This window comes from Actinopolyspora biskrensis (genome assembly GCF_013408175.1).
Lineage (GTDB): Bacteria > Actinomycetota > Actinomycetes > Mycobacteriales > Pseudonocardiaceae > Actinopolyspora > Actinopolyspora biskrensis.
Map to the genome: position 1 here is coordinate 371,565 of NZ_JACBYW010000002.1, position 23,426 is coordinate 394,990.

Annotated in this window: 19 protein-coding genes; 5 read left to right on the forward strand and 14 right to left on the reverse strand. The window is 68.3% G+C overall.

What is annotated here, in order from left to right:
- Nucleotides 1-155 precede the first annotated feature (155 nt).
- Nucleotides 156-563 (forward strand): VOC family protein, encoded by a 408-nt coding sequence (locus tag FHR84_RS07400; RefSeq protein WP_179534710.1) that lies wholly within the window; start codon nucleotides 156-158, stop codon nucleotides 561-563.
- 105 nt (nucleotides 564-668) lie between these two features.
- Here the strand turns inward: FHR84_RS07400 and FHR84_RS07405 are convergent, their stop codons facing one another.
- The 4 genes from FHR84_RS07405 to FHR84_RS23195 form a co-directional block, all read right to left on the reverse strand.
- Complete coding sequence (locus FHR84_RS07405; protein WP_179534711.1) at nucleotides 669-2,732, reverse strand: YhgE/Pip domain-containing protein; 2,064 nt, start codon at nucleotides 2,730-2,732, stop codon at nucleotides 669-671.
- Nucleotides 2,729-3,424 carry an ATP-binding cassette domain-containing protein gene (locus FHR84_RS07410; RefSeq protein WP_179534712.1) on the reverse strand — a complete coding sequence of 232 codons (696 nt, stop codon included), beginning with the start codon at nucleotides 3,422-3,424 and terminating at the stop codon, nucleotides 2,729-2,731. Before FHR84_RS07410 ends, FHR84_RS07405 begins: the two co-directional genes overlap by 4 nt.
- Before the next feature lie 47 nt (nucleotides 3,425-3,471).
- Nucleotides 3,472-4,449: a GNAT family N-acetyltransferase gene (locus FHR84_RS07415; RefSeq protein ID WP_179534713.1), complete on the reverse strand. Its 978-nt coding sequence runs from the start codon at nucleotides 4,447-4,449 to the stop codon at nucleotides 3,472-3,474.
- 72 nt (nucleotides 4,450-4,521) lie between these two features.
- Nucleotides 4,522-5,460, reverse strand: coding sequence for a class I SAM-dependent methyltransferase (locus FHR84_RS23195; RefSeq protein ID WP_179534714.1), 939 nt, complete (start codon nucleotides 5,458-5,460; stop codon nucleotides 4,522-4,524).
- 432 nt (nucleotides 5,461-5,892) lie between these two features.
- Here FHR84_RS23195 and rpsA point away from each other — a divergent pair, with 432 nt between their 5' ends.
- Nucleotides 5,893-7,398, forward strand: a complete 1,506-nt coding sequence (gene rpsA, locus FHR84_RS07425) for a 30S ribosomal protein S1 (RefSeq protein ID WP_179534715.1) — start codon at nucleotides 5,893-5,895, stop codon at nucleotides 7,396-7,398.
- Between the two features lie 237 nt (nucleotides 7,399-7,635).
- Nucleotides 7,636-8,832, forward strand: coding sequence for a dephospho-CoA kinase (gene coaE / locus FHR84_RS07430; RefSeq protein WP_179534716.1), 1,197 nt, complete (start codon nucleotides 7,636-7,638; stop codon nucleotides 8,830-8,832).
- Nucleotides 8,833-8,835: 3 nt separating this feature from the next.
- Here the strand turns inward: coaE and FHR84_RS07435 are convergent, their stop codons facing one another.
- The gene (locus FHR84_RS07435) at nucleotides 8,836-9,342 is read right to left on the reverse strand and encodes a ribonuclease FAU-1 family protein (protein ID WP_179534717.1); all 507 of its coding nucleotides are present in this window, start codon (nucleotides 9,340-9,342) and stop codon (nucleotides 8,836-8,838) included.
- 238 nt (nucleotides 9,343-9,580) lie between these two features.
- On the reverse strand, nucleotides 9,581-10,105 hold the full coding sequence (locus tag FHR84_RS07440) for a ribonuclease FAU-1 family protein (RefSeq protein WP_179534906.1): 525 nt from the start codon (nucleotides 10,103-10,105) through the stop codon (nucleotides 9,581-9,583).
- A gap of 141 nt (nucleotides 10,106-10,246) precedes the next feature.
- Between FHR84_RS07440 and uvrB the strand changes: the two genes are divergently transcribed.
- Nucleotides 10,247-12,406: an excinuclease ABC subunit UvrB gene (gene uvrB / locus FHR84_RS07445; RefSeq protein ID WP_343075186.1), complete on the forward strand. Its 2,160-nt coding sequence runs from the start codon at nucleotides 10,247-10,249 to the stop codon at nucleotides 12,404-12,406.
- A gap of 166 nt (nucleotides 12,407-12,572) precedes the next feature.
- Here uvrB and FHR84_RS07450 read toward each other — a convergent pair whose 3' ends face one another.
- The 6 genes from FHR84_RS07450 to FHR84_RS07475 form a co-directional block, all read right to left on the reverse strand.
- Complete coding sequence (locus FHR84_RS07450; protein WP_179534718.1) at nucleotides 12,573-13,757, reverse strand: acyl-CoA dehydrogenase family protein; 1,185 nt, start codon at nucleotides 13,755-13,757, stop codon at nucleotides 12,573-12,575.
- Nucleotides 13,758-13,804: 47 nt separating this feature from the next.
- Nucleotides 13,805-14,773 carry a 3-hydroxyacyl-CoA dehydrogenase NAD-binding domain-containing protein gene (locus FHR84_RS07455; protein WP_179534719.1) on the reverse strand — a complete coding sequence of 323 codons (969 nt, stop codon included), beginning with the start codon at nucleotides 14,771-14,773 and terminating at the stop codon, nucleotides 13,805-13,807.
- 18 nt (nucleotides 14,774-14,791) lie between these two features.
- Nucleotides 14,792-15,532, reverse strand: coding sequence for an acetoacetate decarboxylase (locus FHR84_RS07460; RefSeq protein WP_179534720.1), 741 nt, complete (start codon nucleotides 15,530-15,532; stop codon nucleotides 14,792-14,794).
- 11 nt (nucleotides 15,533-15,543) lie between these two features.
- The gene (locus FHR84_RS07465) at nucleotides 15,544-16,320 is read right to left on the reverse strand and encodes a crotonase/enoyl-CoA hydratase family protein (RefSeq protein WP_179534721.1); all 777 of its coding nucleotides are present in this window, start codon (nucleotides 16,318-16,320) and stop codon (nucleotides 15,544-15,546) included.
- 4 nt (nucleotides 16,321-16,324) lie between these two features.
- Entirely contained in the window at nucleotides 16,325-17,536 is a 1,212-nt protein-coding gene (locus tag FHR84_RS07470) for a CaiB/BaiF CoA transferase family protein (protein WP_179534722.1), read from the reverse strand.
- A gap of 222 nt (nucleotides 17,537-17,758) precedes the next feature.
- Nucleotides 17,759-18,661: a LysR family transcriptional regulator gene (locus tag FHR84_RS07475; protein ID WP_179534723.1), complete on the reverse strand. Its 903-nt coding sequence runs from the start codon at nucleotides 18,659-18,661 to the stop codon at nucleotides 17,759-17,761.
- 168 nt (nucleotides 18,662-18,829) lie between these two features.
- Here FHR84_RS07475 and FHR84_RS07480 point away from each other — a divergent pair, with 168 nt between their 5' ends.
- Nucleotides 18,830-19,252, forward strand: a complete 423-nt coding sequence (locus FHR84_RS07480; protein ID WP_179534724.1) for a TIGR03618 family F420-dependent PPOX class oxidoreductase — start codon at nucleotides 18,830-18,832, stop codon at nucleotides 19,250-19,252.
- Nucleotides 19,253-19,316: 64 nt separating this feature from the next.
- Here the strand turns inward: FHR84_RS07480 and FHR84_RS07485 are convergent, their stop codons facing one another.
- The gene (locus FHR84_RS07485; protein WP_179534725.1) at nucleotides 19,317-20,222 is read right to left on the reverse strand and encodes an ABC transporter permease subunit; all 906 of its coding nucleotides are present in this window, start codon (nucleotides 20,220-20,222) and stop codon (nucleotides 19,317-19,319) included.
- The gene (locus FHR84_RS07490; RefSeq protein ID WP_179534726.1) at nucleotides 20,222-23,086 is read right to left on the reverse strand and encodes an alpha/beta fold hydrolase; all 2,865 of its coding nucleotides are present in this window, start codon (nucleotides 23,084-23,086) and stop codon (nucleotides 20,222-20,224) included. Before FHR84_RS07490 ends, FHR84_RS07485 begins: the two co-directional genes overlap by 1 nt.
- Between the last annotated feature and the right edge of the window lie 340 nt (nucleotides 23,087-23,426).

Below are 23,426 nucleotides of genomic sequence, written 5' to 3' on the forward strand. Positions count from 1 at the left end.
AGTTGTGCATCGGCGGTACAGACTCCGTCGGGGGTTCGTTAGCTGTCCCAAGCAGGGGATTCGAGCCGCCGGAGAACTGGCGTACCACGACACGAGAAACCGCGGATGGTCGACGCGTGGTGTTGGGGGCTCCCCGACGTCGGCGAAGGAGGATCATGATCAGCATCGACAGACTGGACCACTTGGTGCTCACCGTGGCCGATGTCGATCGTGCGTTGGACTTCTACGAGAACATTCTCGGTATGGAGACCGTGACCTTCCGGGGGGAGCGGCACGCGGTGCGCTTCGGTCAGCAGACCATCAAACTGCACGCGGCCAGCGACCTGGTGGAACCCACGGCGACGCATCCGGTTCCCGGATCGGCGAACCTGTGCTTCGTCACCGGCAACGTGCTCAGCGAGGTTCAGGAACACCTGAGGGCGAACGACGTGCGCATAGAGGCCGGTCCGGTCGTTCGGACCGGGAGCGTCGGTCCGATCACCTCGTTGTACCTGCGCGATCCGGACGGCAACCTGATCGAGATCGCCCGCTACGACGAGCCGGAGCAGTCGGCGCGGGAGTGACCCGGTGGCCCCTCGGCAGAGGGCCGGTGACGAGTGCCGTGGCATCCCGTCACCGGCTCCTCCGGGGTGCGACCGTGCTGTTTCAACGGTGCGCTCGCGGCGGTTTCACAGTGCCAGTTCCGGCCGGAGCCTGGAGGCCGTCCAGATCCGCTGCCGCATGGCGGCGACCGTGCTCAGCAGCAGTCCACCGACCAGGTAGCAGGCGAGTACCAACGCCGCCTGCGCCGCGTTGTCCGCGCTGCCGCCGTAGAGCAGGTGCCGCAACCCGTCCACGACGTGGCTCAGCGGCAGTATCCGGTGCAGTGGGTGCAGCACGTCGGGGATGGTCTGCCAGGGGAAGGTTCCCCCTGCCGTGACGAGCTGCAGAACCAGGAACACCAGGGCGAGGAATTTCCCGCGTGGACCGAACGCGGCGTTGAGCGAGTGCACCACACCGGTGAACGCGAGCGAGGTCAGTACCAGGAAAGCCAGGGTCAGCCACGGGCGCGCGGGGTGGACCCCGACGCCGAAGACCACGACCAGGTACAGCAGCACGGCCTGGACCGTCCCCACGATCGCGGCAGGCAACCATCCTCCGAGCGCTGTGCGCCACGGTGCGACACCGGCAGCCAACGCGCGGTTCGAAAGGGGACGCATCAGCAGGAACAGCACGAATCCGCCGATCCACAGGGCCAGCCCCATGAAGTAGGGGGCGAGGCCTGCCCCGTAGGTTCCCGCGTCGGTCTGCGCCCGCTCGTCCACGGTGACCGGGTTTCCGATGGTCTCGGCTGTGGCTTCGCGCGTGGACTCGTCCGGGGCCGGGATGTCCGCGGCGCCGTTGTCGAGCTTGTCGGCGAGTTCGTGCGAGCCGCTGGCCAGCTCGTCCGAGCCGCTGGCCAGCCGAGTGGTGCCCGAGGCCAGTTCGTCGGCCCCCGTGGCGAGTTCCTCGGCGCCGGCCACCGCCTCCCGTTGTTTGTCCCGTAGCTCGGTGGCCCCGGAGTGGACCTCGGCCGAGCCGTCCGCGAGCTTTTCCGAGGCCGTGTCCAGCTTCGCGATGCCGTCGGTCAGTTCGGGGGTCCTGTTCGCGAGTTCCCGCGCGTGCGTGGCGACCTGCTCCGCTCCGTCCGAGAGCTTGCGGACCTTGTTCACACGTTGCTGGACCTCCGAGTTGGCCTCGTCCACGGGCTGGTCGAGCTCATCGATCGACTGGGTGATGCGCTCGATCCGCTGCTCCGACAGCCCGAGGCCGCGCAGTTTCTCGGCTATGTCGCTCTTGGCCCCGTCCAGCCCGTCGACTATGTGCTGCGACACGCTCCCGAGCTTCGTGGCCTTCTCGGCGAGTTCGGCGTTGCCCTCGGCGACGCGTTCGGCGCCGTCGGCGAGTCGGTCGCTCTTCTCCGGGAGCTCGGCGGTTTGGTCCCGCAGGCGGCTCAGCCCGCGGTGGAGCTCACCGCTGCCGTTCGCGACCTCCCCCGCCCCCTCGGCGAGCTGGGTCGAGCCGTCGGCCAGCCGGCGTTGGCCGGTTAGCAGTTCGTGCGTTCCCCGGGAAAGCCGCGCGGCGCCGTTGTTGGCGCTGTCCAGCCCTTCGTCCAGGTCCCCGGCCCCGCTCGCGAGTTCTCCGGCGCCGTCGGCCGCTCGTACCGTCTTGTCGTGCACGGTGCTCAGACCGAGCAGCAGCTGTCGCGCGGCGTCGCTTCCCGCGTCGGCCGCGACCCCCTGGCGGACCCGGGTCACCACCTGGTCGGCGATCGTTCCGGCCAGGTAGTTGTTCGCGTCGTTGGTGATCAGCCGGAGCCGGGCCCGCTCCGGGTCGAACTCCCCGGGGGAGAGCAGTGCTTCGGAGAAGCCCTTCGGGATCACGAGGGCGAAGGTGTAGCGCCCTTCCGAGACTCCGTTGGTCGCCTGCTCACTGCTCACCCGGTTCCAGTCGAAGTCCCCGGATTCGGTCAGGCGGTTGTAAACCGTGCTGCCCGCCGTGAGCCTGCTCCCGTCGTCTCTGGTGGCCCCCGTGTCGTCGACTACGACGGCGGCGGGCACGGAGTCCAGCTCTCCGTAGGGGTCCCAGTTGGCGTAGATGTACATCGCTCCGTAGAGCAGCGGGACCAGGGTGACCGCGACGAGAGCGAGCTTGGGCAGTTTGCCGGACGTCAGCCGGCGTAGTTCGGTCCTGGCCAGACGAAACGTGGTCATGGTGCGGTCCTGAGGGGGGTTCCGGCGGTGGGAGCGGTGTGGGGGTGCTCGGATGTGGGCTGTTCGGTGCCCGGGACCTGATCGGATCCGATGCGGAGCGGGCGCACGTTCAGTTCCCGCGCGGTCTGCGGCGCGCACAGCGCCACGACCGCGTATCCGTGGGTGGCCGCTTCGTGCGCGGCGGTGTACCAGCTCAGCGGGTCACCGCCGTGGCGGTCGGGGCAGTCGAGGATCAGGGCCTCGGTGCCGCGCGCGACACGGGCCAGGTCGAGCAGCACCCGCGTCCGGCATTCCGGTGCGAGCTGCTCGAAGCGTTTCCGGGCCGAGCGGTGCAGTCCGTGCTCGGACAGCCACCGGTTCACCGCTCGCTTGCCGAACGGTCTTCCGGCGAGGCCGAGCCCCTCGGCGACCGCTTCGGAGAGTTCGACGGCCCCTTCCGGCTCGGTGATCCCGGCGGAGTCCACCACGGCTGTGGCCCGGCGTAGTCGGGAAGGGGCCGCGTGCCCGTTGCGCAGCACCGTTCCCTTGTCGGGGCGCAGGCGTCCCGCGAGCGCGAGCGCCAGTGCGGTGCGTCCCGATCCGGGCGGCCCCGCGATGAGCAGCAGTTCTCCCGAACGGATGTGTAGCGAGGTGGGTTCGAGTAGCGGCCCGTGCGGACCGGCGACCTCGACCCCCGTTGCGACGATCTCCACGGCTCGGCGTTGCCTTTCGCGTCGCGACCGGCTCCGCCGTCCGAGGCTCAACGCAGCGCGGTAGCCGGTCTGATCTCCCATATCGTCCACAGCGGCCGGTAGCCCTGGCGGTGCCAGAAAACCGGGGACACCGGGTTGGCCGGGTTGTAGTACAGGAAGCTGCCCACGGCGCCCGCCGCCGCGAAGTCGTTGTGGGCCATCGTCATCAGGTCGTGACCGATGCCGGTGCCCCGGTGCTCTTCGCGGACGGAGAGGCAGTTGACGTAGCCCCAGAGTCCGTTGCCGAGTCGGTGTCCACTGTGGTGGTTGTCCGCGTCGACCCAGCCGCACTCGGCGAGTCCGAGCGGGATTTCGCCCCGCTCGGCCAGCCAGACCGGATCGCCGCCCGCGTTGCTGCCCGGAACGTCGGTGTCTCCGGGCGTGCTCCGCGTTCGCAACCGGACTCCGGCGGCGCTGCGCTTGAGTCCGGCCGCGTCGGGACGCAGGACGGAGGCCCCGACCAGCGCGGCGTACTCGAGCTCGGCCATGGCCAGCTCGACGACCCGGTCCAAATCGGGCGGTCCGGCCCGACGCATCTTTACGGTACCAGACAGTTTCGTATCTACTTCCGGAGCCGGTGTTCGCACGGCGAGGCAGGACAACGGGACGAAACCGTGGTCGAGCAGGGACCGGGTGGCCGACACGTCCCGGCTGGGCCAGGTGACCAGGCAGGCGGAGTCCCGTTCGGGGACCGCGCGGGTCGCGAGTTGTTCCCTGAACGCGCGCAGCAGCGCGTCCATGCCCGCGCGCGGGTGCTCGCCGAGCAGGGGGAAGAGTTCGTAGGTGTCAGCCGTGGACCACAGGCTCGGCAGGGAACCGGGGGGCTGGTGCGCATGGGCGGAAAGCCCCGCCACCGCCTCCCCCGCGTCCAGGTGAGCCAGGACCGGTTCGCCGTCGCGCGGCAGCGGGTAGGCCGCGGGCAGGGCGGGGTCCAGCCGCCGGAACCGCTTCTGTTGGGCCTCGAGCAATTCCTGTGCGTTGTTCACGGCGCTTCCGGTGCCTTTGCTCGTATCGGCTCGCGCGGACGCGAGCGGCGGTCGTGGTCCGCTCCGCCCCCGTTACTCCGGTCGTTCGGGAAGCAGGCAGCGAAAGATCACGGTGCCCGGAAGCGTCCTGCCGCGCAACGGACTCCACTGCCCCCACACCTCGGTGTGGTCCTCCGGCCATTCCGGCTCGATCAGGTCCAGCAGGCGGAATCCGGCGGAGGTTATCTGGCTCACGTAGTCGCCGAGCGTGCGATGGTGCTCGACGTAGGTGGCCCTGCCCGTGGCGTTGATCTCGACGTACGGACTGCGATCGAAGTAGGACTGCACGGCCGTCAGGCCGTCCGGCCCAGGGTCGTCCGGGAACGCCCAGCGAATGGGGTGGGTGACCGCGAACACCCAGAGCCCGCCCGGGCGCAGCACTCGGGCGACCTCACGCATCGCCTGCCCCGAGTCGGCGACGAAGGGCACGCCGCCGAAGGCGGAGCAGACGGTGTCGAAGGAGCCGGCCGCGAACGGGAGCATGTCCGCACTGCCCTGGACCAGCGGAACGCTCCGCCCGGAACGTTCGTTGCCTGCGGCGGCGTGGCGCAACATGCCTCCGGAGATGTCCAGGCCCACGGGGCGGGCTCCCCGGGAGGCCAGCCACCGGGAGCACGAGGCCGCCCCGCAGCCGACCTCGAGGACGTGCTTCCCCGCGACGTCGCCCAGCAGGTTCGCCTCACGTTCGCGCAGGCGCTCCGGGCACCACAGGAATTCCACGTCCCCCAGGAACGGGCCGTGCTCGGCCTGGTAGTCGTCGGCGTCGGCGTCCCACCACAGCTTGCTGGCCGAACGGGACTCTGTGGACCCCGCGGCCCGGTCCGCCGTTCCGATGGTTCCGAGAACGCGCTCGGCGGTGGTGTGCTCCGGATCCCCGCCGGAACCGTGCTGCCCCGCTTCGGGAACGGCGGCGGAGGCCGCGGCCCGCCGCCTGTCGTCCTGGTCGGATCCGGTGGTGGCGCGATCGGTCACTGTTGCCTCCGTGGAGTTTTCTCGGTGTTCTCGTGGCTGATCCGGCAGCGGCGGCCACGGAATCGGTGGGGCGATTTGCTCCGCGATCGCCGGGGCGGGTACGCTATCGCTCGCACCAGGAGTATGTCTCCGCCAGGGCCCGTGTTCGAACACGGTGCCGGGGTCACCGTTTTCGCGTGGTCCGTCCACCCACCGGGGCTGGTTCCCGGGGTGGTCATTCTCCGGAAAATACCGCGTGGGAAGCCACCGGCCGTGCTGCTTCCCGCCGGGAGCTGCGGCTTCCGGGTGGTTGGAAAGCGGCCGGGGACAAGGGCCCCGAACGCCGTTCGGACTTTCGGCGTCGTGACGGGCGGGTCCCGTGCGGGGCCACTTCGGGTGCATGAGAACCTTAGACCCGACAACCTACCTATCCGTACCGGAGCAACCCACCTGATGTCCACCGACACCACCACCGTCCCGACTGCAGCCGCCACCAAGCCGCAGGTCGCAGTAAACGACGTCGGGACGGAGGAGGACTTCCTCGCCGCCGTCGACCAGACCATCAAGTACTTCAACGATGGCGACATCGTCGAGGGCACTATCGTCAAGGTCGACAAGGACGAGGTCCTGCTCGACATCGGCTACAAGACCGAGGGCGTTATCCCGTCCAGGGAACTGTCCATCAAGCACGATGTCGATCCCGCCGAGGTCGTGGCCGTCGGCGACTTTGTCGAAGCCCTTGTCCTGCAGAAGGAGGACAAGGAAGGCCGCCTCATCCTGTCCAAGAAGCGTGCGCAGTACGAACGCGCCTGGGGGACGATCGAGGACCTCAAGGAGAAGGACGAGCCCGTGCGCGGCTCCGTCATCGAGGTCGTCAAGGGCGGCCTCATCCTCGACATCGGCCTGCGTGGCTTCCTGCCCGCTTCGCTGGTTGAGATGCGGCGTGTTCGCGACCTGCAGCCCTATGTCGGGCGCGAGCTCGAGGCCAAGATCATCGAGCTGGACAAGAACCGCAACAACGTCGTTCTTTCCCGCCGGGCCTGGCTGGAGCAGACCCAGTCCGCCGTCCGCAGCGAGTTCCTCAACCAGCTGCAGAAGGGACAGGTCCGCAAGGGCGTCGTTTCCTCCATCGTCAACTTCGGTGCGTTCGTCGATCTGGGTGGGGTCGACGGTCTGGTGCACGTCTCGGAGCTCTCCTGGAAGCACATCGACCATCCGAGCGAGGTCGTCGAGGTCGGCCAGGAAGTCACCGTCGAGGTGCTCGACGTGGACATGGACCGCGAGCGGGTCTCGTTGTCCCTGAAGGCGACCCAGGAGGACCCCTGGCGCCAGTTCGCCCGGACCCACGCGATCGGCCAGATCGTGCCCGGTCGGGTCACCAAGCTCGTTCCGTTCGGTGCCTTCGTCCGCGTCGACGAGGGGATCGAGGGCCTGGTGCACATCTCCGAGCTGGCCGAGCGGCACGTGGACATCCCGGAGCAGGTTGCCCAGGTCGGTGACGAGGTCATGGTCAAGGTCATCGACATCGATCTGGAGCGCAGGCGCATCTCGCTGTCGCTGAAGCAGGCCAACGAGGGCTTCACCCCGGACTCGGAGTTCGACCCGACCCAGTACGGCATGGCCGCCGAGTACGACAACGAGGGCAACTACATCTACCCCGAGGGCTTCGACCCGGAGACCCAGGAGTGGCAGGAAGGCTACGAGACCCAGCGCGAGGAGTGGGAGCGGCAGTACGCCGAGGCCCTCGAGCGCTACGAGGCCCACATGCGCCAGGTCGCCAAGGCCGCCGAGGCCGACGCCGCCGCTGCCGCCGCAGGCGGTGGGGAGGAGGAGCCCCAGGAGGGCAACTACACCTCCGCCGCGGAGCCCGCTGCTGAGGAGGAAGAGCAGGAGCCGAGCGCCATGGCCAGCGACGCGCAGTTGGCCGCTCTCCGCGAGAAGCTCTCCGGCGGTGCGTGAACGAACCTCCGGTCGTTGACCGGTTGACCGATCGGTTCGTGGGCGGCCCCGCACCCGGGTGGTGCGGGGTCGCCCTTTTCGTGGTCTCCGACGAGGCTCGTGCGGGGGTTTCCGGATGAGCGGAAACCCCGGCCGGGGCCTCGCCGTGGGAGCCGCGGGGACCGAGGAGACGGCCGCGGAGCTGTGGGTGCGGCGGCCCCGCCGCTCGGTTCTTCCGGAGCTGGCAGGATGGGGCGGATGTTGCGCGTTGGTCTCACAGGAGGAATCGGATCGGGGAAGTCGACGGTCGCGAACAGGCTGGCCGAGCACGGTGCCGTCGTCGTCGACGCGGACCTCGTTTCGCGGGAGGTCGTCGAACCGGGGACCGAAGGGCTTTCCGAGATCGTGGAGCACTTCGGTGCGGAAGTTCTCGACGAGGACGGGACGCTGAACCGTTCCGCGCTGGCGCGGGTGGTTTTCGGCGACGACGCGGCCCGGAGCGTGTTGAACGGGATCGTGCACCCCAGGGTCGCCGTCCGCACCGCCGAGTTGATCGCCGCGGCGCCAGAGGACGCCGTCGTGGTCCACGACGTCGCGCTGCTCGTCGAGAACGGCTACCAGGCCGACTACCACCTGGTCGTCGTGGTGGACGCCCCGGTGGAGCAGCGCGTGCGACGACTCGTCGATCGGGGGCTCTCCGCGGAGGACGCACGGTCCCGTATCGAGGCGCAGGCCGATGAGCGGCAGCGGCGCGCGGCCGCCGACGTTTGGCTGGACAACGGTTCCGAGCAGTGGGAACTCCGCGCCGAGGTGGATCGGTTGTGGGAGACGCGCCTGGTGCCTTTCGAGGCCAACGTGCGGGACCGCGTCCCGCAGTGCCCGAGTGGTCCTCCGGTGCTCGTCGCACCCGATCCGGAGTGGCCCGAACAGGCCCGGCGGTTGGCGGCGCGGATCGCCAGGGCAACGGGAGGGGGAAGTGCCCGGATCGATCACGTCGGCTCCACCTCGGTGCCGGGGCTGGCTTCCGAGGACGTGCTCGACCTGCAACTGACCGTCCGCACCCCGGACGAGGCCGACGCCCTGGCCGAGCCGCTCGCCGCCGCCGGTTTCCCACGCCTGCCCGGACACGACTCGGACGAGCAGTGCACCGAGGATCCGGCGGAGCAGTGGTGGAAGAGGCGGCACGTTTCCGCTGATCCGGGCCGAAGGGTCGAGTTGGATCTGCGGGTGGAGGGCAGGAGCAACTGGCGCCTGGCACTGCTGTTTCCGGCCTGGTTGCGCGCGGAGGAGCAGGCCCGCGCGGAGTACGAGGAGCTCAAGAGCCGGTGCGCGGAGCTGTTCGCCTCGGACGTCGACTCCCGGCGCTACGCGGAGGCCAAGCGTGCCTGGTTCGAACAGGCCCTGCCGCGTGCCGAGCGGTGGGCGGCGCGCACGGGCTGGAGCCCGTACCGGTGACGCTCAAAGTCCGGTGAACATCCCGCGGTGGGCCAGCCACTGTTCGATGTCGCGGTGCAGGCTGACTTCGTCGAAGACGCTGTGCACCGTGCGCAGCGCCAGATCGGCGTCGTCGAGCGTCAGCTGACCTCGGTTTATCGCGGAGGCGTACTCCTCCGAATTGACGATGCGTGGTTGACCCCGTTGCGGGACTTCCAGTCCCAGGCGCAGGTCGGTCGTGATCCAGGAGCGCGCGTCGCGGTCGATGCGGACCGCCGTCAGCAGGCTCCCGTCGGGACGGGCGTGGCGACTGCGTGGCCGGTAACGGGTCAGTCGCAGCCCCGGATCGGGGAGCAGCCAGGTGACCTCGCTGTCGTGAACCGGGTCCTCCGGCGTGCTGCATTCCAGGCACAGCCCCCATCGTTCGAGGTGACAGTCGTCCAGCTGCTGGACGGCTCCGGAACCCAGATGCCGTTGCGCGCTGGGTACGTCGACGATTTCGACGTGCTGAGGAGTGATCACCGAACCCACGGATCCGACAGTAACCCGAAAAAACTGTGAAATAACCAACAAGGCGGATCTGTTATGTAACCTTTGAACGCTGTTCGCGTGACGGTTACACACTTACCAGTGATTTAGCCAGTATGTCGGTTGTTGCACAGGGTGACTTCTGGTAAGCGATCGCTGTTCGAGTTCGGGGCGACCGAGCACGGGACAGCGGGAGTCCCCTCCGGGGCCCGCCTCGTCGAGGGCGAGCGCAGAACCCCGATCAGGGCTCGGGAGTGCGCCGGTCCAGTTCGATGCCGGAGGTCCGCAACCAGGACGCGAGATCGTATTCGTGCCTGGCGAGGGCGTCCACGGTCGTGTGGGTGGCGCACATCGCCCGCTGCGCCGTCTCCTCGTCCAGCAGGCCGGCGCGCAGAGCGGTGACGAACTCGTCGGTGTCGAGCACCTCGGCGAAGCCCGTTGCCGAAACCACGATGTCCAGGTACAGGTCGACGGTTCGCCACCGCCGTGTCCCGCGCTCCACGGAGACGACGTCCAGGTAGAAGTCCTGCACCCGCTCGTGACCGGGCCGCCAGCGGAAATCACTGACCCGAAGGTTCAGCTCGGGAAGCAGCCAGGACTCGACGTAGGTCAGTTTCGGGTGGTCGACGATCTCACGTGCCATGTAGAGCCCGAACGGCTCCAGACGGTACTCGTCCACGGTCCGTACCCGGCCCTTGGAGTCGGTGTTGGTCCGTGCGGCCAGGTCGAAGACCTCCACCTTCGGAGGATGGACCGGAAGGCCCATGCTCTCGGCGATCTCCCGTTGTGACGTCACGCCGACACTGTACGAGAGTTGTGTGAGTCGTGTCGCCGTTTTCCCGGAACACGACCACGAGGCGGAACGCGGCGGCGGAGCGGTGTCGCTCCGAGCTCGTAAGCTGGGGGCGTGGCATTCGCGACTGAGAACCCCGTCCTGGCGCACTCCGAGTTCCGGCCGGTCGGCGAGATCCCGCGCAAGGAGGGAACCTTCCGGGTCGTCGCCGACTACGAGCCTGCGGGAGACCAGCCCGAGGCGATCGACGACCTGGAAAAACGGATCAACTCCGGTGAGACCAACGTGGTGCTGCTCGGCGCGACGGGAACCGGGAAGTCCGCGACCACGGCCTGGCTGATCGAACGCGTACAGCGGCCCACCCTCGTTATGGAGCCGAACAAGACGCTCGCCGCTCAGATGGCCAACGAGCTGCGCGGGTTCTTCCCGGAGAACGCCGTCGAGTACTTCGTCAGCTACTACGACTACTACCAGCCCGAGGCCTACGTTCCCCAGACCGACACCTACATCGAGAAGGACTCCTCGGTCAACGAGGACGTCGAGCGGCTGCGCCACTCGGCGACCTCGAACCTGCTGAGCCGGAGGGACTGCGTGGTGGTCTCCTCGGTGTCGTGCATATACGGCCTGGGGACGCCGCAGTCGTACCTCGATCGCGCGATCGCGCTGTCCGTGGGCGGGGAGACGGACCGCGACGTCCTGCTACGTGCCCTCGTGGACGTGCAGTACCAGCGCAACGACCTGGCCTTCCAGCGCGGGACCTTCAGGGTGCGCGGGGACACGGTGGAGGTCATTCCCGCCTACGAGGAGCTCGCAGTTCGCGTGGAGTTCTTCGGTGACGAGATAGAGCGTCTCTACTACCTGCACCCGCTCACCGGGGACGTCGTCCGCGAGGTGCAGGACCTGCGGATCTTCCCGGCCACGCACTACGTCGCCGGTCCCGAGCGCATGGAACAGGCGATACGCGGGATCGAGGCCGAGCTGGAGGAGCAGCTCGGCAAGCTGGAACGCCAGAACAAGCTGCTCGAGGCGCAGCGACTGCGGATGCGTACCCAGTACGACATCGAGATGATGCGCCAGGTCGGTTTCTGCTCGGGCATCGAGAACTACTCGCGCCACATCGACGGGCGTGAGCCCGGTTCGGCGCCTGCCACGTTGCTCGACTACTTCCCGGAGGACTTCCTGCTGGTCATCGACGAGTCCCACGTCACCGTCCCGCAGGTCGGCGGGATGTTCGAAGGTGACGCCTCGCGCAAGCGCACTCTCGTCGAGCACGGTTTCCGGCTGCCGAGCGCCTTGGACAACCGGCCGCTGACCTGGGAGGAGTTCGCGGACCGCATCGGGCAGACGATGTACCTCTCGGCGACTCCGGGGCCGTACGAGATGCAGCGTTCCGGCGGCGAGTTCACCGAACAGGTCATCCGCCCCACCGGGCTGGTCGACCCGGAAGTCGTGGTCAAACCGACCGAGGGACAGATCGACGACCTGGTCGCGGAGGTCCGCGAACGCGCGGGCAAGGACGAGCGGGTGCTGGTCACCACGCTCACCAAGAAGATGGCCGAGGACCTGACCGACTACCTGCTGGAGCTGGGTATCCGGGTGCGCTACCTCCACTCGGAGGTCGACACCCTGCGCAGGGTCGAACTGCTCCGACAGCTTCGGCTCGGCGAGTACGACGTGCTGGTCGGCATCAACCTCCTGCGTGAGGGGCTGGACCTGCCCGAGGTCTCGCTGGTCTCGATCCTGGACGCGGACAAGGAGGGTTTCCTGCGTTCGGAGACGAGCCTGGTGCAGACGATCGGCCGGGCCGCGCGCAACGTTTCCGGCCAGGTCCACATGTACGCCGACGGGGTCACCGAGTCGATGCGACGGGCCATCGAGGAGACCAACCGCAGGCGGGCCAAGCAGATCGCCTACAACGAGGAACGCGGCATCGATCCGCAGCCGCTGCGCAAGCAGGTGGCCGACATCCTCGACCGGGTTTACACCGAGTCCGAGGACACCGAGGAGACCGTTGCCGAGGGGGGTTCCGCTCGCAACGCCTCGCGGGGCAAGAAGCCGGGCGGGGAGACCTCCGCCGTGAGTTCGGGGGTGCTCAAGGACCGTGACATCGAGTCCATGCCGCGGGCCGAACTGGCCGATCTGGTGCAGCAGCTCAACGACCAGATGATGAACGCGGCACGGGAACTGCAGTTCGAGCTCGCGGCCCGGCTGCGGGACGAGATCAACGATCTCAAGAAGGAACTGCGCGGTATGGACGAAGCCGGGGTGGAGTAGTCCCGGCTCGTCGACCGAGGTGTGGACCCCGCCCGCGCGGAGTGGTGGCACTCCGCGCGGGCGGGTGTTTCCATCCCGGCCGCTCGCCGGTGGCGAGGACCTGTCGGACGCGGTCGCCGCTCGCGGGCGACCGCGGATCCCGGCGCGGCCTCGCCGCGGGCGGGGATCAGGTGAATGCGCTGTGCCCGGTGATGGATTTGCCCACGATCAGCGTGTTCATCTCGCGGCTGCCCTCGAAGGAGTAGACGGCTTCCGCGTCGGCGAAGAACTTGGCCACCTCGTAGTCGAGCACGATGCCGTTGCCGCCGAACAGTTCACGTGCCCAAGCCACGCACTCGCGCATCTTGGTGGTCGTGAAGCTCTTGGCGAGCGCGGCGTGGTCGGCACCGGCGGTCCCGTCGGCCATCTTCTGGGCCAGCCTGGTCACCATGCCGAACATGGCGGTGATGTTGCCGAGCATCTTCACGAGGAGGTCCTGGATCATCTGGAAACCGCCGATGGGCCTGCCGAACTGTTCGCGGTCCACCGCGTACTCCCGTGCCAGCTCGTAGGCGCGGATGGCCACGCCGAGCGCCTGCCAGGCGACGTTCCCCCTGGTTTTGGCCAGCACCTTGGCGGTGTCCCTGAAGGTCTCGATGTTCTGGAGCCGGTTCTCCTCCGGAACACGCACCTCGTTCAGCGAGATGTCGGCGTTCTGCACCGAGCGCAGCGCGATCTTGCCCTCGATCTTGCTCGTGTGGAACCCCGGGGTGTCCTTTTCGACCACGAACCCCTTGACGTTGCCGTCCGACTCGTCCCTGGCCCAGATGACCACCAGATCGGCGAAGGTTCCGTTGCCGATCCACCGTTTCGCCCCGTTGAGCACCCACTCGTCGTTTTCCCTGCGGGCGGTGGTGCGCATGCCCCCTGCCACGTCGGATCCGCCCTCCGGCTCGGTCAGGCCGAAGGCGCCGATCTTGTTCCAGGCGACCATGTCCGGCATCCAGCGATCCCGTTGACGCTGGTCACCGCCTCCGTAGATGCTTCCCATGGCCAGGCCGGTGTGCACGCCGGAGGCCACGGCCAGCGAGGGGTCGGCCTTGTTCAGCTCGATGCTGAGGAAGCCGTTGAACAGCGGCCTGCGCGTCCGTCCGTCCCCGTACTCGGGGTACTGGAACCCGGCGATGCCCGTCTTCGCGAAGGTCTCGATCGCTTCGAAGGGGAACTCGGCCCGGTCCCAGGCTTCGTTGGCCAGCGGTTTGATCTCGCGCTGGACGATCTCGCGGATCTCGGCCAGTTCGGAGCGCTCACCCTCGGTGAGCAGTTCCTCGAAGCCGAAGAAGTCGGGGTCGGTTTTGACGTTCTTGGGCATTGTTATCAACCTCTTCCAGTGGAAACCGGATCTGTGCGCGCCGGTGGTCAGTCCGTGTTCTCGGTTCGGCGGAGGGCTTCGGTGATCGCGAGTTGCTTGCGGTCACGCTGTGCGGAGCGCGCGCGGTACGCTTCGGCGTCGCCGCCGTAGGCCCGTTCGGTCTGCTCGGCCAGGGTGTCGATGTTCGCGGCGTCGAGCTCGGGGGTGCCGAGGTCCTTCCAGCGTTCGGCCATTCCCCGGCCGAGGTGCTCGACCATGTGCCGGATCCCCCCGGGGCCCCCTCCGAGGTGGAAGCTCTCGAAGGGACCCACTGCGGCCCAGCGGTTGCCGAGGGAGTTCTTCACGATCGTGTCCAGCTGCTCGGCGTCGACCACACCGCGCAGCACGAGGTCGAACGACTCGGCCAGCACGGCGCTCTGCAGCCGGTTGGCCACGAACCCCGAGGTTTCGCGATGCAACCGCACCGGAGTCTTACCGAGGCTCCGGTAGAACTCGAAGGCCGTTTCGCCGACGGATTCGGCGGTGCGCTCCCCGGGGACCACCTCCACGAGCGGGACCACGTGCGGTGGGTTGAAGGGGTGCGCGACCAGTGTCCGGGCCGCGGCCTCGTCCGACAGCCGCGCGGCGATGTCGCTGGGCAGCAGCCCCGAGCTCGAGGAGGCGAGCACGGCCTCCTCCGGGGCCGCGTCCGCGACGCGCCGGAACAGCTCCCGTTTGGTCTCCACCCGCTCGGGGCCGTTCTCCTGGACTATGTCGGCGTGTTCGGCGGCCCATTCGGGATCGTCGCCCAGCTCGATCCGTTCGCGCGGGTCGGAGCTCCCGAGCTCGGGAAGGCCCGCGCTCAGCGACGGCAGGGCGGCTTCCAACGACTCCCGCAGGTCGGTGCGCGGGTCGGACAGCCGCACGCGCATTCCGTGAGCCGCGAAGAGCGCGGCCCAGGCGAGCCCGATGGTCCCCGCCCCGATGACCGCGGCGGTCTCGAAGCGAGCGGACGGTGAATTCGGTGAATCCGTCATGATGCCTTCCTTCTGCGCTCACCGCTCGTGCAGGTAGTCGTGAACCGGGTGCGCCGGTCCGAGCGTCAGGTCCGTGAGGATGTGGCTCGCCGAGACGATTCCGCGTACCGGAAGATCGGCGAGCGGCGCCAGCGCGTGCTCGAAGAGCTGGAGGCGAGCCGGTGCGGTCCAGGCCTGCTTGACCGTGATGTCGGTGATCTCGGTGCGCACCAGTTCGCACACGCGTGGCGTCCGGTCGTTGCCGGGGACGATGTTGAGCATGTAAGTGGGAACTGTGATCTGCTCCCCGGCGCGGTCGGCCTCCAGCGGCTGGTGCTTGTACCCCATGGTGGCCGTGGCCACGCGTTGGCTACCGTAGTCCAGAGTTCCGACCAGGGCAGCGTGCTCGGTGTGCAGCTCGGGTGTGGCCAGCACCTTCGGGTAGGCGCTCAGCTCGCGTCCCGAGGCGATGGCCGGGAAGTTGTCCAGGTACATCGCGTGCAGGTACTCGCCGTGTTCGTCCCCGAGACGTACCGGGACGGCCTGGCCCGCTTCGGTGTAGGGACCGAAGGAGGTCACCTCGTTCATGCGCATGATCTCGAAGCGGACCAGTGGCTCCTCGACGACCAGCGGCTCCGGCACGACTGCTCGCAGCGCGTCGTAGTCGGTGCGGTAAACGACGTTCAGGTACTCGCGGTCGGTGAAACGGGGGACGCTGGCCGCGAAAGCCGGGTTGGTCAGCGGTGTGGTCAAAGCCTGGCGGACTTGTTCCGAACGCATGCCGGACCTCCTTACCGCGCGGACCAGTTCGGTGAGCGACGTTCCGCGAAGGCACGTGCTCCTTCGGCGAAGTCCTCGGAGGCAAGCAGTGTGCGGAGCTCGTCGCGTTGGGCCGTGAAGGCCTGCTGCTCCGAGTCGCGTGCCGCCGTCCGGGAGACTCGTTTGGCGGACTTGACCGCGAGGGGGGCGTTCCGCGAGATTCCGGCGGCCAGTTGCAGAGCCGTGGCTTCGGCAGCGCCGTCCTCCGCGGTTCTGTTGACCACGCCGAGTTCGGCCGCGCGCTCGGCCGTGATCGTCTCCCCGGTGAGTATCAGTTCCATCGCCAGGTGGTACGGAATCCGGTTGGGGAGGCGTACGGCTCCGCCCCCACCCGCGATCAGCCCGCGCTGGACCTCGGGAAGGGCGAACTTCGTGCTCGATCCGGCGACGACGATGTCGCAGGCGAGGGCGAGCTCGAATCCTCCACCCATCGCGAAGCCCTCGACCGCCGCGATGAGCGGCTTGTCGGGCTCGGCCTCGGTCAGCCCCGCGAATCCCTTGCCCGCGATCGAGGCGGACTCCCCGTTGGCTGCGGCTTTGAGGTCCATGCCCGCGCTGAACATCCGTTCCGCCCCGGTGAGCACCCCGACACGCAGTTGCGGGTCCTCGTCCAGGCGCCGCACGGCTTCGGCGATGCCTTCGGCCACCGCGGTGTTCACGGCGTTGCGGGCCTTCGGCCGGTCGATCGTGACCACGAGCGTGCTCTCGTGAACCTCCGTGCGCACCGGTTGGTTCTCGGTGTCCGTCATTCGTTCACTCCTGTGTCTCGTCCGAGTGGTCGGAGCCGCCGAGCACCTCGGCGGTGTCCTGTCCGGGCAGGGGGGCGTGCCTGCGGACGGAGGCGGGGGTGCGGGAGAAGTTCACCGGGATCCCCACGACCCGGTAACTTCCCTCCGTCGGGTGCTCTGCCACGTCCAGCAGGTGTCCTTCGCGCACGTAGGGGTCCTCCGTGGCGTCGTCCAGGCGAAGGACCGGGCCGACGGGGATGCTGTGCTTCGTTCCGACTTCGATCCACTCGTCCGAGGTCAGTTCCGGGGTGACTGATTCGATCAGTTGCGCCAGGTCCTGGCCGTCCTCGCGGACGTCGATGAACTCCCCGTTGACCCTGGGGTCCTCCACCAGGTCGGGGCGCCCCGCGGCGGCGAACAGGTCGCGGAAGTTCTGCGGGGTGTACGGAATGATCATGACCAGTCCGTCCTTGGTGGGCCGCGCCCGGTGGCCCTGGTTCAGCGAGTTGGGGAACCCGGTGGGTCCCATCGGGGGGTCGAAGGCGTTGCCCTGCAGGTGTTCGATCATGTTGAAGGACAGCAGCGTGTCGGCCATCGGGACCTCCACGCGCTGGCCCTCACCCGTGGCTCGCTGGTGCAGCAGCGCGGCCATGGTGGAGTAGGCGATCGTGAGGGCGGTGACCTTGTCGGCGAGGATGCTGGGCAGCACCGCGGGCGTTCCGATGTCACCGGCCCGTTGGGCCAGGTCGATCATTCCGGAGGCCGCCTGGACGGTTTCGTCGTAGGCGGCCAGCTCGGCTCGCTCCGAGTCGGGGCGGAAGCCCTGCGCGTGCGCGTAGACCAGCGCGGGGTTGCGCTGCGCGAGGTTCTCGTAGTCCATGCCGAGCCGTTGCAGTGCTCCCGCCCGCATGTTGGTGATCAACAGGTCGGCCTCGTCGATCAGCCCGAGTGCGCGTTCCCGCTCCTCGGGGGCTTTGAGGTTGAGCTCCACGCTGCGCTTGTTGCGGTTGACGTTGAGGTGCAGCGGAGTCATTCCGGGGGTGCGGTGGGTGGTGCCGAGGCGTGCGCTGTCCCGGGGTGATTCGATCCGGATCACGTCGGCTCCGAGGTCTCCGAATATCTGGGCCGCGTACGGGCCCATCACCACCGTGGACATGTCGATGACTCGAACTCCCGCCAGCGGCCCGGAGGAGTTCCGCTTTTCCCCGTTGGGGCGCGTACCGGTGGTATCCGACATGGTTTCTCCCCGTCGATCATTGAAACTTATTAACCTCACTAACGACAGTACGACCGTACTGTGTCCGTTTCAACTGATCCGCTGGATCGTCTCGCGAAAAACTGCGTGACCGCTGTGGTCACGCCTTTCGTGAAAGGGGCGGGGGGTGGTGTTCGGAAATTTTTCGGGGAATCGTCCGTTTTTCGGCGGGGAGGGCGCTCCGGTCTCTCGCGCGGGGGCGGTCTACCGGTCCGGCAGCGTCCCTTTTGCCTCTTCCACGGGTTCTCGCAGTTCGCAGCCCTCCGCGGCCCGGTCGAGCCGCCAGATCAGCCCCGTGGCGAGCGCGGGGGAGAAGTCCTCGAACGGAAGGACTATCTGTTCGTCCGTGCGGTACTTGTGCATTCCGCTTTCCGGGTCGAGCATGGAAATGGCGAATGCCGAACCGTTCGCGACGAGCTCGCTGACAGCGGAATAATCCCCGGTGCTCAGATGGATTCTCTTCTTGATTCCCGCGTTGTCCAGGCGCTTTTCCAACTGCTCGAAGTAAAGGGGTGCGGTGGCGGGGGCGGGCACGACGTAGGAGTGGTCGGTGAGTTCGTCCAGGGAAACGCTCGTGTGGTCCCCGAATTCGGCGCGCGGCAGTACGGCGCCGAGCGGTTCGCGCGCCACCTCCACGATCCCGAGGGAACTCGCGTGCACGGGGAGGTGCACCAACGCCATGGCCAGCTCGCCGCGGGAGACCGACCGCACCAGCTCGTCGGTGTTCGCGGGCCAGCGCTTGATCCGGAAGTCCTGCGCGCACCGGCGCTCCAGTCGTATGAGCCTGTCCCGGACCCGGGAGTGCAAGCCGGGGGCGACGCCGATGGAGACGGTCGGTGTGGAACTTCCCACCGCTTGACGCATTCGCCAGGGGATGTCGTCGAACCGGTGCACCACGTCCTTGGCAGTGGGCAGCAGGTGACGGCCCGCCTCGGTCAGCTCCACGTTGTGCGAGTCCCGTTCGAGCAAGGTCATGCCCAGCTCTCGCTCCAGGTCGCGAATACGCTGGCTCAGCGGTGATGTCGCCATGTGGAGCTGGCGGGCGGCCCGCGAGAAGCTCAGGTTCTCCGCGACCGCCACGAAGTAGCGCAGGTGGAAGATCTCCATCACGATCGAGACTACTCGGAGCCACTGGTGCTTTCCGACCACTCGTCTCCCCCGAACGGATCAGGGGCGCGCCGCGCGGGAGGGCGCCCGCCGGGACGGCGCGGCTCATCCGGCCTAGGATTCCGGTGTGGACGAGCGTGCGACGAACGATCGGAAAGGTGTGCACCCGTGCCGAAACCGCCGGTTCCCGAACAGGTCAGCAAGTTGCTCTCCGCGGCCAACCCCTCCGTGATCACCACGGTGCGCTCGGACGGACAGCCGGTGTCGGTGGCCACCTGGTACCTGTGGGAGGAGGGGAGCGTCCTGGTCAACATGGACCGGGGGCGAAAGCGCCTGGACTACATGAGGGCCGAACCCAGGGTGAGCCTGACGGTGCTGGCCTCCGGCAACTGGTACACCCACGTCAGCCTGCAGGGGCGTGTCGTCGAGCTGCTGGACGACCCGGAGCTCACGGACATAGACCGACTCGCCCGGCACTACACCGGCGAGCGGTACCACATCCGCGATCGGCACCGGATCAGCGCGCGGATCGCGGTCGACCGCTGGCACGGCTGGGGAGCCGCGGAGAACACCGACGTCGTTCACCACTGAACGCTGCCGGGGCCCGTGTCCCGGGAGGCGGGCTTCGCCGTCCCGTGCGCCCGCGGGGAGCGAGTCAGCTCGTGATGTCGCTTCGCTGGAAGCGCACGAGCGCGGCGGTGGTGAACACCGAGGCGTAGACGGTGGCCGACAACGCTCCGTTGGCCATGCTCGTCCAGTCGATCCGGGAGTCCAGCAGGTCCACCCACGCCGTGGCGTGGTGCGTGGGCAGCAGGAGCCGCAGCTCCCCCAGCCTGGAGATGTTGTCGAGGAGCTGGGAGAGCACCGAGATCCCCACGCTCGCACCGACGGCGGCCAGCGGGTTGCTGGTGCTCACGCTGAAGAGCAGTGCCAGGCTCGCGACCCAGGTGAGGTGCACGGCGAGGTAACCGCAGACGGCGGGGAGCACGAACGCGCTCCACGGCCCCGTCAGCACCCCGTTGTCCGGGGTGATCAGCGCACCCGTGCCGTACCAGGCCGTGCCCATGGCGAGTGCGGACAGAGCGAGCACGCACAGCCCCAGCCCGGACAGCAGCCCGGCAACAATGGCTTTCTGCCGCAGCAGCCGGTGTCGAGGTACCGGAATCGTGGCCAGGTAACGCAAGCTCGCCCACGAGGACTCGCTGGCCACGGCATCGCCGAAGAACAGCGCCACTGTCAGAACCAGCAGCAAGTGGGTGCACAGCAGCAGGGTGAAGACGGCGAAGTTCGACCCGTTGAGCACGGCGAGGTCGCCCAGGTCGGTGGCCCGTTGCCCGGGCCGCCCGTCCCCACCCAGCGCGAAAGCGGCTATCAGCAGCGCCGGAAGGGCGATGAGGCATCCCAGCACCACCCGGGTGCGCTTGCGGGACAACTGCCTGCGCAGCTCCACGTTCAGCGGCAACGTCCGGTTCGCGCGGTATCCGGGGGCGCTGCCGTCCGCCCCGGACGTGCGCCCGATCTCTTCCACGGCCTCCGGAGCGAGGTCCGACTTCCCCCGCATCAGCGCTCCTCTCCGACGAGTTCCAGGAACGCGTCCTCGAGCTTGCGGTGAGGTCCCACACGGTTGATCGAGACCTCGGAGTTCACCAAGGCGTTAACAGCGAGCGCGGTCGGGTGACCGGCGAGTTCGGCGTAGACCGCATCGGAGCGGACCTCCACCTTGCCGATCCCCTCGATCCCCTCGAGCGTCCGCGCCGCGCGTTCGGGCTGGTCGACGTGGAACGCGGTGACCGAATCCGCGGCGATCAGCTCCTCGGTCGTCCCCCCGGCCACGCGGCGCCCTTCACGGAGCACCACCACGTGGGTGCAGGTCTTTTCGACCTCGTCGAGCAGGTGGCTGGACAACAGCACCGAACGTCCCGTGCTCGCGTATTCGCGGATCACCTCGCGCATCCGCTGAGTGTGTGCCGGATCCAACGCGTTCATCGGCTCGTCGAGCACCAGCAGGTCGGGCATCCCCAGCATCGCCTGGGCCAGGGCGACGCGCTGTCGCATCCCCGGTCCGTAGGTGCGTGCCTTGTGGTTGGCGAACTCGCCGAGAGCGGCGATGCGCACGACCTCGTCCAGCCTGGCCTGCTCGAGGGGGCGTCCGGTGGCCTCCCAGTGACTGCGCAGGTTTTCCAGCCCCGTCAGGTGCGGCAACAGCCCGGGGGACTCCACCACGCCGCCCACACGGGACAGCACAGGGGCGCTCGGTGTGATTCCGTGTCCGAATATCCGGACCCGCCCCTCCTCGGCCCGGGTCAGTCCGAGGACGATGCGCAGCAGGGTGGTCTTTCCCGCGCCGTTCGGTCCGAGCAGTCCGACTATCTGTCCCGGTTCGACGCGCACGGACAGGTCCCGTACGGCATCGGGGCTGCGCGGGTAGGACTTGCCGACCCCCTCCACGGACAGGGGGACGTGTGTGAGCTCCGGCTCGGGTGGTCGCCTGCGTGAACGTTCGAACCGGATCGCCAGTACCGTACCGGCGATGATCAGAATCGTGAACGTGCCGATCCCGATCAGAGCCCCGTAGGGAGGTGATGTCTCCTCCACGGGTTCCGCGGGCACCGAGGGCAGTGAAATCGTGTTCCTGCCTGCTGGTGCGACCCGGTGGACGGCTGCCTCCTCGGGGGAGGAGTAGGCCGCGTCCGTCGTGCTCAGCCGTAGTCGTAACCGGTGACCGCTCTTGAGGGTGTGCACCGTCGGGGGTAACGCGACATCGACAGTGCCCGGCGCGCCGTTCTCGGCGAGATCGGTCACGCGGATGGCGGCACTGCTCCCGCCGAGAGGTGTTCGTGAGCCGTCCGGTCCGACGTCGAGGAGCCGGGCGAAGAGCACGGCGGTGTCGTCGCCGGGTTGACCCGGTACGGAGGTCACCGACAGCTCGGTCTGCGGAACTCCCGTTATGCGCACGTCCTGCTCCGAGCGCCGGCTCTCGAAAACGGCCGTCTGCGCCGCGGGCCGTTCGTCCCCCTCCGGGCTCGGGGTGTTCGGGGGGGAGGTGGCCACTCCGGAGGACGCGCCGTCTTCCTCGGCCGAGTCGTTGTTCCGCGGGGCGGGGGGCGAGTTGGCGCTGCCGCCGGGAGGGTTGATCACTTTCGTCGCTCCTCCCCGGAGCGGGAGGGCGAAGCGTGGCACGGACTTCTCCTCGAGCCCCGGGTAGCGTTCGGCCACCAGAGTGCTCCGCTCCGTTTCGGAGCCCTCGTCGGTCTTCTCGGCCAGTTGGTACGAGAACGAGGCCGTGGGGCGATCACCGCGGGCTCCGCCGGCTTCGTGCAGATGGCGGGAGAACCAGTCCCCGACCTGTTCCCAGACCGATGGGGGGAATCCCCGGCCCGCGCGCTCGTCGACCCAGAGCATCTTCACCGTGCCGCCCGCCGCGGTGATCTGCCGTGCGTTCGCGTCGGCCTGTTCGAGCCCGAACAGGGCGTTGTCCTGGCGCTGGACCAGCAGCGTCGGTACGTCTATGTTGTCCGTGACGCTCGAGGGGGAGGCCGCTGCGAGCATCCGTGACGTACTTTCGCCCGCTTCTCCGGTCCTGGCCAGTTCCGTGTAGGCCCTGCAGAGCTGTTCGACGAAGTTCTCGCACGTCAGTGGTTCGTCGCCCGGCGCCGTGCTCGGAGGAGGCGCCGTGGAGCTCGACGATGTCGTGCTCGGGGGGGAAGTGGATCCGGAGGTCGGGTCCCCCGTGGCCATCTCGAACAGCTTGCGAGCCCAGAGGTGTCTGAACACCCCCGGAACGCCCTCGGCTCCGTGCGCGGCGGTCGAGGCCGGGATCGGGTTCCTCGAGGCCGCGTTCGGCAGCATCGTTTCGGAGAGGTCGTTGTAGGTCGCCATCGGAGCTATGGCGTCGACTCGCGGGTCGCTTCCGGCCAGCAGCATGCTCAGCGCGCCGCCGTAGGAGGTCCCGCCGACGCCGACCAGCGGATCTCCCTCGTCCTGAGTGGCGATCTCGGGTTGCCTGGCCATCCAGTCCAGCAGCTGCCGCGCGTCGGTGACCTCGTAGTCCGGAGAGTTCAAAGCGATCTTTCCCGTGCTGTCCCCGAACCCGCGCGAGGAGTACGTCAGCACGGTGAACCCCCGGGCGGCGAGTCTTCGGGCCGGGCCGGCGAGGTCCGATTCGTCCCCGGTGAAGCCGTGCGCCAGCACCACGGCCGGGGCCGGGGTGGAGGAGGGGACGAACAGCGTGAGGTCCAGTTGGACACGCTGCTGCCGTTGTGGTCCGTCCAGTACGTCGATCTGCGCGTGGCGCGCGCTGATGCGCGGCGGCTGTCGAACCGATTCGTCGTCCGAGGACCACAGGGCCGTTCCGGCCACGATCAGGGCGATCAGGACGACCGAGAGCAGCGTGAAGCTCGGAGCATGCCGACGGGACGGAAACACGCGAACGACCCTAGGGCAACAGGGGCGTCGGTGGGACTCCGAGAACCCGGTAGGTGCGAAGACGCTACGAATTAGATACAGCGCCGAAATCGCATCGCTATCGGAGTGTCCCGATCACTGCTCCCACGGCCCATTTAACCACTCGGTGGTGATGTTGGCTACATGAAAATTGTTCGTATCATGTGTCCCGTGTCCGGACGGCGCGGACGCTTGCCGCTCCGGTGCGGAAGCCTCACCTTCCCCGAGTAGCAGTTCGCGCGTACCTGTGTCCGCCCGTGGTGCCGACCGCCACACCCGCTTGCCCGCCGCCCGCGCGCATGAGTGAGAATCTCGAGGAGGT

Coding starts and splice junctions, on each gene's coding strand:
- FHR84_RS07440 (WP_179534906.1), bottom strand. CDS start 10,105: ATGGGCCTTCCGGTCCATCCTCCGAAGGTGGAGGTCTTCGACCTGGCC.
- FHR84_RS07400 (WP_179534710.1), top strand. CDS start 156: ATGATCAGCATCGACAGACTGGACCACTTGGTGCTCACCGTGGCCGAT.
- FHR84_RS07450 (WP_179534718.1), bottom strand. CDS start 13,757: ATGCCCAAGAACGTCAAAACCGACCCCGACTTCTTCGGCTTCGAGGAA.
- FHR84_RS07475 (WP_179534723.1), bottom strand. CDS start 18,661: ATGGAGATCTTCCACCTGCGCTACTTCGTGGCGGTCGCGGAGAACCTG.
- rpsA (WP_179534715.1), top strand. CDS start 5,893: ATGTCCACCGACACCACCACCGTCCCGACTGCAGCCGCCACCAAGCCG.
- FHR84_RS07405 (WP_179534711.1), bottom strand. CDS start 2,732: ATGACCACGTTTCGTCTGGCCAGGACCGAACTACGCCGGCTGACGTCC.
- FHR84_RS07470 (WP_179534722.1), bottom strand. CDS start 17,536: ATGTCGGATACCACCGGTACGCGCCCCAACGGGGAAAAGCGGAACTCC.
- FHR84_RS07485 (WP_179534725.1), bottom strand. CDS start 20,222: ATGCGGGGGAAGTCGGACCTCGCTCCGGAGGCCGTGGAAGAGATCGGG.
- coaE (WP_179534716.1), top strand. CDS start 7,636: ATGTTGCGCGTTGGTCTCACAGGAGGAATCGGATCGGGGAAGTCGACG.
- FHR84_RS07460 (WP_179534720.1), bottom strand. CDS start 15,532: ATGCGTTCGGAACAAGTCCGCCAGGCTTTGACCACACCGCTGACCAAC.
- FHR84_RS07455 (WP_179534719.1), bottom strand. CDS start 14,773: ATGACGGATTCACCGAATTCACCGTCCGCTCGCTTCGAGACCGCCGCG.
- FHR84_RS07465 (WP_179534721.1), bottom strand. CDS start 16,320: ATGACGGACACCGAGAACCAACCGGTGCGCACGGAGGTTCACGAGAGC.